Origin of the sequence: Palleniella muris (genome assembly GCF_004792655.1) — a bacterium.
GTDB classification, from domain to species: domain Bacteria; phylum Bacteroidota; class Bacteroidia; order Bacteroidales; family Bacteroidaceae; genus Prevotella; species Prevotella muris_A.
In genome coordinates, this window is the sequence record NZ_SRZC01000046.1 from 1 (window position 1) to 1,879 (window position 1,879).

3 protein-coding genes are annotated in these 1,879 nt (G+C 39.2%); 1 reads left to right on the forward strand and 2 read right to left on the reverse strand.

The genetic code is table 11. The features are described 5' to 3' along the window. Positions 1 to 395: transposase (locus E5358_RS14885; protein ID WP_168354704.1), on the forward strand; the 395-nt coding region annotated here is incomplete at its 5' end. An 8-nt stretch (positions 396 to 403) separates the two neighbouring features. Here the strand turns inward: E5358_RS14885 and E5358_RS14890 are convergent. Further along, a complete protein-coding gene (locus tag E5358_RS14890) occupies positions 404 to 823 on the reverse strand; it encodes a hypothetical protein (protein WP_135940937.1) in 420 nt (139 codons plus the stop codon). Between the two features lie 76 nt (positions 824 to 899). Next, a partial coding sequence (locus E5358_RS14895; RefSeq protein ID WP_277821337.1) for an RHS repeat domain-containing protein occupies positions 900 to 1,879 on the reverse strand: 980 nt, incomplete at its 5' end.

Consider the following 1,879-nt stretch of genomic DNA (forward strand, 5'->3'; position numbering starts at 1 on the left):
CAGGCGCTAACGTTGATGACAGGGACGACAGGGTATGGAGCGTGTTCACAAAGGATCTTTATGGGAAGGTCTTTGCCGACAGGGGGTATATCAAGAAGGAACTCTTCGAAAGTCTCTTCAGCAACGGGATACACCTTGTCCATGGACTGAAGGCGAACATGAAGAACAAGCTCATGCCAATGTATGACAAGATAATGCTGAGGAAGAGGTATGTCATCGAATGCATCAATGACCTGCTGAAGAACAAGGCGGAGATTGTACATTCAAGGCACAGGTCTGTGCACAACTTCATAATGAACATCTGCTCCGCACTGACTGCATACTGCTTCTTTGACAACAAGCCCGAGGCTATGCACGTGCATGTGGAGAAATCAAGCCAGATGGAGCTATTTTAAATGATTTCTTATCCCGAACTCGCGTAATATTTATAATTCTTTGGGACGCCAAATTTTTTAATATATTCATAATACTCCAAGTTGTCTGGTGATATATAGTTGTAATACCCAGATTTGCATTTCATTTGATAAGCTGTCCATTTCTGTTTATTTGTTATTTTATCACTATCAATGCTACATACACAATCGAAAACACTAAAACATAATTCTAAAGAATCATACTGTACATACATTCGCGTATCACATCTCTTCTTTGGAGTGCATGGTATTTTCATAAGTTCCACAATCTCATCAAATTCGTTTTTTGTAATAGATACTACTGTATCTGTGTCAACATTTGCAAAGCGTTTCTTCAATGTGTCACATTTTATTGCAGCTGAAGTTTCAAATGTTCCAATAAGATACCCAACTGTTATAGCTGGATTCATATTGGAACATGAACATAAAAGTAATATCATCAGTATGACTAATAGGTTGTTCGTATATTTCATAAATTTCCAGTTTTTAAAATAGAGGTATAACAGAAATAGGGTCAATCGTATCATATACGTCACCTTCATGGTCAGTTCGAGTGGATTCTCTATTGGCTTTTGCTGTTTTAGTCTCGCTACCTATGATAACTCTTTTTTCTTCTTTGTTTTCATATTCCGAATCTTTTATTTTCCTATATCTCACATGCTCATATTTGTTATCTACCCAATGAACAGAATGGTCAAACTCGTGTTCTAATCTTGTAGCGGCTGATTGTTTTCCTCCATTTGTGGTTTGCAACCCTCGCCTTGACTCCCAAAGAACCTTCGGGTCATGGTTATCCGAATCAAAATAAGTTGGTTTATCATATAATGTGGCATCCATGACATCTATTTCATATTTTGGATTGGTTACAGCTTTCCTTAGGTTATCACCACCTCCGTTTTTTATATTATACATATAAGCCGTTATGAAATCTTTAACGAACTGATTTCTGGGTACTGCAATTGCATTCTTTCCATGGAATCCAGTAAAGCGAAAACTGCAGTCGTTTCCTTGGTTGTCTTTGTACCAAATTAATACATCTTTTCCGTCCAGGTCTATCGCGTTCATGGGGTTATTCAAGCAATACAAATACGGGCTTACATGGTAATACTTCTCACACAACTGGTCAACACCGTTCCATTGCAGGATTACCGGGTCATAGTTGCGTGCACCGTAGTCGTACCAATCCAGTCTGTGCATTCGGTCAAGCTCCTTGCCGTTGTACTTGTATGGCTGTAGGGAAGGGTTTGCGCTTGCATCCGCGAAACTGTTTCCGAAAGGGTAGTAGCTGGTAGTTTGCTCTATTGTTCCATTCTCGCTGACCACGGCACGGTTGTTTCCCAAATGGTCCTTCACGTAATAATGGAATGTGAATTTGTTTGAATTATTGTCATTGCAGGAGACATAACCACCGGAGAACAGAATCTTGTCTAATTTCCCGTTTTCGAATATCAAATCCCCAAGATAAT

What these genes read in the sequence shown, in the direction of transcription:
- E5358_RS14890 (WP_135940937.1), bottom strand. Translation starts at nt 823, where the DNA reads ATGAATCCAGCTATAACAGTTGGGTATCTTATTGGAACATTTGAAACT.